At 71.5% G+C, this 6964-nt stretch carries 3 protein-coding genes; 1 reads left to right on the top strand and 2 read right to left on the bottom strand.

The window, feature by feature from the left end:
- Window positions 1-81: 81 nt before the first annotated feature.
- Both MFF30_RS07870 and MFF30_RS07865 read right to left on the bottom strand, forming a co-directional pair.
- Window positions 82-1290 (bottom strand): acetyl-CoA C-acetyltransferase, encoded by a 1209-nt coding sequence (locus tag MFF30_RS07870; protein WP_238278466.1) that lies wholly within the window; start codon window positions 1288-1290, stop codon window positions 82-84.
- Between the two features lie 170 nt (window positions 1291-1460).
- Entirely contained in the window at window positions 1461-3248 is a 1788-nt protein-coding gene (locus tag MFF30_RS07865; RefSeq protein WP_238278464.1) for an acyl-CoA dehydrogenase C-terminal domain-containing protein, read from the bottom strand.
- Window positions 3249-3525: 277 nt separating this feature from the next.
- On the opposite strand from MFF30_RS07865, the gene MFF30_RS07860 reads away from it, so the two are divergent.
- Complete coding sequence (locus MFF30_RS07860; protein ID WP_238278462.1) at window positions 3526-6924, top strand: hypothetical protein; 3399 nt, start codon at window positions 3526-3528, stop codon at window positions 6922-6924.
- Window positions 6925-6964: the final 40 nt, after the last annotated feature.

The raw sequence follows: 6964 nt of genomic DNA, 5'->3' as shown, positions 1-6964 counted from the left end.
TAGACGGCGGCGCCCGCCGTCGCCCGGCGGCGGGCGCCGCCGTCTACCGCATTGCCGGAGGGATGGGGAGGCGACCCGACCTCACACCCGCTCGATGATGGTAGCCGTGCCCATGCCGGCGCCGATGCACAGGGTGATGAGGGCGCGCTCCTTGCCGGTGCGCTCCAGTTCGTCGAGCACGGTGCCGAGGATCATCGCGCCGGTGGCGCCCAGCGGATGGCCCATCGCGATGGCACCGCCGCAGACGTTGATCCGGGCCGGGTCGACATCGAACGCCTGCTGGAAGCGCAGCACCACGGCGGCGAAGGCCTCGTTGACCTCGAACAGGTCGATGTCGGACAGGCTCATGCCGGCGCGGGCCAGGACCTTCTTCGTCACGTCCACCGGACCGGTGAGCATCAGGGCCGGGTCCGAGCCGATATTGGCGAAGGCGCGGATGCGGGCACGCGGCTTGAGGCCCGCGGCGTCGCCGGCCTCGCGTGATCCGATCAGCACGGCGGCGGCGCCGTCGACGATACCCGACGAGTTCCCCGCATGGTGGACGTGGTTGACGGTCTCGACGTCGGGATGCGCGTCGATCGCCACGGCGTCGAAGCCGCCCATCTGACCCATCTGGACGAAGGAGGCCTTGAGCTGCCCCAGCGACTGCATGTCGGTGGAGGGCCGCATGTGCTCGTCATGCGCGAGCAGGGTGATGCCGTTGATGTCACGCACCGGCACGACCGCGTCGGCGAAGCGCCCCTCGGCCCAGGAGGCGGCCGAGCGCTTCTGCGATTCGACCGCGTAGGCGTCGCAATCGTCGCGGGTGAAGCCGTATTTCGAGGCGATGAGATCGGCCGAGACGCCCTGGGGCATGAACCACGACTTGATCGCGATGGCCGGGTCCACCGGCCAGGCACCGCCGGAGGCGCCGAGGCCCACGCGGCTCATCGACTCGACACCGCCGCCCACCGTCATGTCGTGCTGGCCGGCCATGACCTGCGCGGCGGCGAAGTTCACCGCGTCGAGGCCCGATGCGCAGAAGCGGTTGATCTGCACACCCGGCACGTGGGTGCCGTAATCGGCCACCAGGGCGGCCGCGCGGGCGATGTCGCCACCGGCCTCGCCCACCGGATCGACGCAGCCCAGGACCACGTCGTCGATGCGGCGTGTATCCAAGGCGTTGCGGTCCTTCAGGGCGCGCAGGGCCACCTCTGCGAGGCGAAGCGCCGTCACCTCATGCAGGGCGCCGTCGGGCTTGCCGCGTCCCCGGGGGGTGCGGACGTGGTCGTAGATGAAGGCCTCGGGCATGCGTGTCCTCGTTCTCTTGACCCTGGCGGCGCGGGCATTCCCCCTCCCCCTTGCGGGGAGGGGTCAGGGGTGGGGGTGGCCCCGCCAGCCTCAGCCGACGGAGGGTCGCCCAACCACCCCCACACCTCCGGTTCCTCCCCGCAAGGAATAGGAGGGGGCGTCGTGCGGGTCTAAAACGCCTCGGCGCTGAGCGCCATCGTGGTTTCCGATCCGGCCTTGATCCGGACCAGCCGGGTCGCGGTCTCGGGCAGCATCCGTTCCATGTAGAAGCGCCCGACCACGAGCTTGGCGGCCATCGCCTCGGAAGCGGTCTCGGCCTGCCGGGCGAGGGCCGCCTTGGCGATGCGCGCCCACATGTAGCCCATGGCGACGAGGCCGAGGAGGTGCATGTAGTCGGTGGCACCCGCGCCCGCGTTGTCGGGCTTGGAGAAGGCGTTCTGCATGAACCACATGGTGGCGCCCTGCAGGTCGTTCAGACCGGCCTGGAGAGGAGCGACGAAGGGCTTCATGCCGTCGTCCTCGCCGTGGTCCTTGATGAAGGTCTGGACTTCGCCGAGGAAGCTCATCATCGCGCGGCCGCCGTCCTTGGGCAGCTTGCGGCCGATGAGGTCCATGGCCTGGATGCCGTTGGCGCCCTCGTAGATCATGGCGATGCGGGCATCGCGCACGAACTGCGACATGCCCCATTCCTCGATGTAGCCGTGACCGCCGAACATCTGCTGGGCCTCGACCGCGTTGGCGAAGCCCTTGTCGGTGAGGACGCCCTTCACCACGGGCGTCATCAGGCCCATGTGGTCATCGGCCGCCTGTCGCTGCTTCTCGTCGTCGGAGCGGTGGCCGATATCGGCCTGGAGCGCGGTCCAGAGCACGAGGGCGCGGGCGGCCTCGTTGAAGGCGCGGATGCCCATCAGGGTGCGGCGCACGTCGGGATGGACGATGATCGGGTCGGCGGCCTTCTCGGGGGCTTTAGCGCCGGTGAGCGCACGGCCCTGGAGCCGGTCCCGCGCGTAGGCGACGGCGTTCTGGTAGGCGACCTCGGACTGGCCGAGGCCCTGGACGCCGACCGCGAGGCGCGCCTCGTTCATCATGACGAACATCGCGTTGAGGCCGCGATTCTCCTGGCCGATGAGCCAGCCCTTGGCCCCGTCGTAGTTCATCACGCAGGTGGAATTCCCGTGGATGCCCATCTTGTGCTCGAGGGAGCCGCAGGAGACCGGGTTGCGCGCCCCCACCGAGCCGTCGTCGTTCACGAGGAACTTCGGCACCACGAAGAGCGAGATGCCCTTGGTGCCGGCCGGCGCACCCTCGATGCGGGCGATCACGAGGTGGATGATGTTCTCGGAGAGGTCGTGCTCGCCCGCCGAGATGAAGATCTTGGTGCCGGTGAGGCTGTAGGAGCCGTCGCCGTTCGGCACCGCCTTGGTCTTCAGTAGGCCGAGATCCGTGCCGCAATGCGGCTCGGTCAGGTTCATGGTGCCGGTCCATGCGCCCTCCACCATCTTGGGCAGGTAGAGCGCCTTCTGCTCCTCCGAGCCGTGCACCAGCAGGGCGGCCATCGCGCCCTGGGTCAGGCCCGGATACATGCCGAGAGCGAGGTTGGCGCCGGAGGCGAACTCCTGGATCGCGGTGTTGAGGGTGTGCGGCAGGGCCTGGCCGCCGTACTCCTCGGGCATCGACAGGCCCATCCAGCCGCCGCCCGCATAGGCGTCGTAGGCGGCCTTGAAGCCCTTCGGGGTCGTGACGCTGCCGTCGGGATGGCGAGTGCAGCCTTCCCGGTCGCCGACGGCGTTCAGGGGCGCGAGCACCGTCTCGGCGAGCTTGGCGCCCTCGTTGAGCACCGCCTCCATCACGTCCGGCGAAGCGTCCGAAAAGCCGCGCAGGTTATCGTAGCGGTGGAACCCGAACACGTCGTTCAGCAGGAACAGGACGTCCTCGACCGGTGCCTTGTAGGTTGGCATCGCGCATCATCTCCCGGAAACGGTTGCGTTCCTGGACGACCCTGCGGCCGCCGGCGCACCTGATGGTTCACATCTAAACCATTTTTGGACGGACGCAAAGCAGAAGATTCGAACGTGCCGCCGCGCCTTCATGCTGCCCGACGCAGAGACCTTAACCGGGTGTTTACCAAGAATACCAAATGTCTGGCCTATGCGATCTGCCGTTAACGCCTCACCCGCGTTGGCGTGGGGGCCTTGCCCGGATCGAGCCACGGACTTCGCCGAGTCAGGTTTGACGATGACACGCACCGCCACGCTCAACCTCGAAGGCTTCGATCCCGACGTGCTCGAGGCGGCCCGAGACGTGGCACGGCGCGCCGGAATCCCCGTCGAGACCTGGATCGCCTCCATCGTGGACCCGGATGCGGCAGCGCGCGCCGCGACCGAGGAGCGGCGCCAGCCGGCGCCTCCGATCGCGCAGACGACGTCGGAAGTCCCACCTGCTCCGCCTCTCCAGGCCGCTGCCGCGCATCCCCAGGCCGCTGCCGCGCCGCTCCAGGCCGCTGCTCCGCAGCTCCAGACCGACGCCGCGCCTCGCCAGTCCGCGGCGCCGGAGTCCGCACCCGTGGCGACGCCGGCAATGGATCCGGCCCCCGCCGCCGCAGGGATCGATTCGGCCCTGTCCGAGATGATGCAGCGCCTCGATGCCACCGACGAGCGCATGCGCCGTGAGAGCCAGGCGTCGCAGGACGCGGCCAGCCGCACGATCGCCGGGATCGAGGCACGCCTCGGCGCCGCCGCCCAACCCGCCGCCGCCCCGTCCGAGCTGGTCGATCGCCTGTCGGAGATCGAGCGCCGGATGACCGAGATCGGCTCGCAGCTCGCCCAACCGCGCCCCCTCGGCCGCCGGGGCCGAGCCGCCGAGACCGAGATCCGCGATGCCGTCAGCGAGATCCGCCAGCGCCAGCGCGAACTCGCCGCGGGCGCGGCACAGGAGGCGCAGCCCCTCGAAGGACAGACCCCCGAAGGCCAGGCCCCCAAAGCCAGCTCCCCGGCCATCGCCGAACTCCAGAACGAGACGTCGCGCCTGCGCGAATCCATCGGCGGACTCGCCAGCGGCCGCGACGTCGGCGCCCTGGAGCAGGCCATGCGGGCCCTGGCGGCCGGGGTGCAGCGCGCTCAGGCGCCGTCGGACCTCGCCGCCATCGCGGCCCCGATCGAGCTGATCCGGGTCCAGGTCGCGCGCCTGGCCGAGGACGTGGCCGAGAACGTCCATGCCCGCGTCGCGGCGGACGTGGAGCGCCTCGCCGCCAAGGTCGACGGAGCCCTGCACAGCGCGCCGGCGGGTTTCGCCGAGCAGGACGTGCTCGGGGGCCTGTTCCGCGAACTCGACGAGATCCGCCGCCTCATCGGTGCGCTCGCCGGCCCCGAGCGCATCCAGAGCCTCGCCTCGGGCCTGCAGACCATCAGCACCCAGATCGCGCAGCTGCACGATGGCAAGCCCGGCGAGGCCGGGAGCTTGGCCGAACTGCGTCCGCTCCTGGAGGAGATTCGCAGCGGTCTGCGCTCGGGCCCGGATTCCGGGATCGGCGAGCAGATCCAGGAGATGGGCGCCAAGCTCGATGCCCTGCGCGGCAGCGCGCCGATGGGTACGGGAGCGCAGTCCGACGCCATCCTGCACCGCCTCGACGCGCTCTCCGAGCAGGTCGAGCGGGTTCACATCAACCCGGTGGGCGACCTGATCGGCCGCCTCGAAGATCTTGGGGCGACGTTGCGCCGTCCGGCACCGCCGGAGGAGGATTTCGCCTCGATCCGGACCATGCTGCACGACCTCACGGTCAAGCTCGACCGCGTCGGCACCGGCGATGGCCCGCGCGACGAGGGCCTCGACGCCCTTGAGCAGCAGGTCCTGGCGCTCGCCCAGCGGATCGATACGCGCGACGCCGATCCGGCGCTGGCCGGCCTCGAGCGCACCATGAGCGACCTCCTCGATCAGGTGTCGGCCCTGCGGGCTGAGGCGCCGATCGAAGCGGCGGTGGAGCGCGCGGCCCGCAACGCCGTCGCGGAAAGCATCGGCGCCGTCGCCGATCCGGAGGAGGTCGGTCTCCTGCGGGCGAGTCTGGCCGACTTGCGCGCGCATCAGGTCGCGTCCGAGCAGCGGATGCAAGCGACCCTCAACGGCGTCTACTCGGCCCTGGAGCGCCTCGTCGGCCGCCTCGGCACCCTGGAAGGGGAGGCCGCCTCGGCCGGTTCCGGCCGCCCGGGCCGCGAGACGATCCCCGAGCGCGCGTACACCGAGCGGCCGCCCCTCGACCGGGCCGGACCCCGGTCCGACGGACCCCGCAACGACGCCCCCCGGGGGAGCCGGCCCACGATTCCCGCCGCGCTCCATACCGGCCCCGACCTGCCCCTGGAGCCCGGAGCCGGCCGGCCCGGCCGTGAGCGCGCGGCCGAGTCCGCCGAGACGCCGGCCGTCGCCGACAGCGACATCAAGACGAGCTTCATCGCCGCCGCCCGCCGAGCCGCCCAGGCCGCCCAGGCGGAGGCGGCGGGCCAGTCCATTCCCCTCGATCCCCCCGAATCCCGCGACGCCGGCCAGGCGCCCGAGCGCGGGGGCCGTCTCGCGCGCCTGCGCGGCGAGATCGACCGCCGCCGCAAGCCCCTGCTCCTCGGCTTGGCCGCGATCGTGCTCGCCCTCGGCGCCCTCCAGGCCGTGAACGCCCGCCGCTCGACCGGTGCGGTGGCACCGGCGATGTCCGAGGCGGCGACGCTGCCGCCGGCCGCCGAGGCCGCGCCCGCCACCACCCAGGCCCTCGCCGACGTGTCCGCCCCCGCGAAGGCACCCGAGGCGAAACCGCCGGCCGAACCCCAAACCACCCAGTCCCTCGCCGAGACACCGAGCGCCGCGATCCCGGCGAACCCCGCGAAGACGGGCCCGGACCGGGCTGGGCTGCCCAAGGTCGCGGCCCTGGCAAGTCTGTCGGGCGACCTCGCGGGCGTACCGCCCGCCCTCGGCAAGCTGCGGCAAGCCACCCTCGACGGGGACGCGGCCGCTGCCTACGACCTCGCGACCCGCGCCTCCGAGGCCCGGGGGATGCCGCGCGACAACGTCATGGCGGCTCGCATTCTCGAGAAGGTGGCCGCCTCCGGATACGCCCCGGCGCAATACAAGCTCGCCAGCCTTCACGAGAAGGGCGTGGGCCTTCCCCGCGACCTCGTCCAGGCCAAGCTCTGGTACGGCCGCGCGGCGGAACTCGGCAATGCGCGGGCCATGCATAACCTCGCGGTGATCTACGCCGAGACCCCCGCCGCCAACGGCAAGCCGGATTTCGCCACGGCCTCGCAATGGTTCAAGCGCGGCGCCGAGTTCGGTCTGCGCGACAGTCAGTACAATCTCGCGGTGCTCTACGCGCGCGGCCTCGGCGTCCAGCAGGATCTCGAACAATCCTACCTCTGGTTCTCGGCCGCCTCGGCCCAGGGCGACAGCGACGCGGCCAAGAAGCGGGACGACGTGGCCGCCAAGCTCGATCCGAAGGCGCTGGCCGCCGCGAAGGCGCAGGTCGCCGCCTTCAAGGCCCGCACGCCCGACCCGGCCGCGAACGAGCCGCCGGCTCCATTCGCGATCGAAAACTCCATGAGCCTGCTCGGCGCTCCGCCGCCGAGCCCCGGCGCCACGCCCCCGGCGCGCCGCATCTGACGGGAGCCCGGGCCCTCCGGCATGCGGGCTTCTGCCGCCC

It is taken from the genome of Methylobacterium goesingense, assembly GCF_022179225.1.
GTDB classification, from domain to species: Bacteria; Pseudomonadota; Alphaproteobacteria; order Rhizobiales; family Beijerinckiaceae; genus Methylobacterium; species Methylobacterium goesingense.
The sequence above is the reverse complement of the archived record's forward strand: the minus strand, read 5'-3'. Positions and strand labels throughout refer to the sequence as shown.

Coding starts and splice junctions, on each gene's coding strand:
- MFF30_RS07870 (WP_238278466.1), bottom strand. CDS start 1,290: ATGCCCGAGGCCTTCATCTACGACCACGTCCGCACCCCCCGGGGACGC.
- MFF30_RS07865 (WP_238278464.1), bottom strand. CDS start 3,248: ATGCCAACCTACAAGGCACCGGTCGAGGACGTCCTGTTCCTGCTGAAC.
- MFF30_RS07860 (WP_238278462.1), top strand. CDS start 3,526: ATGACACGCACCGCCACGCTCAACCTCGAAGGCTTCGATCCCGACGTG.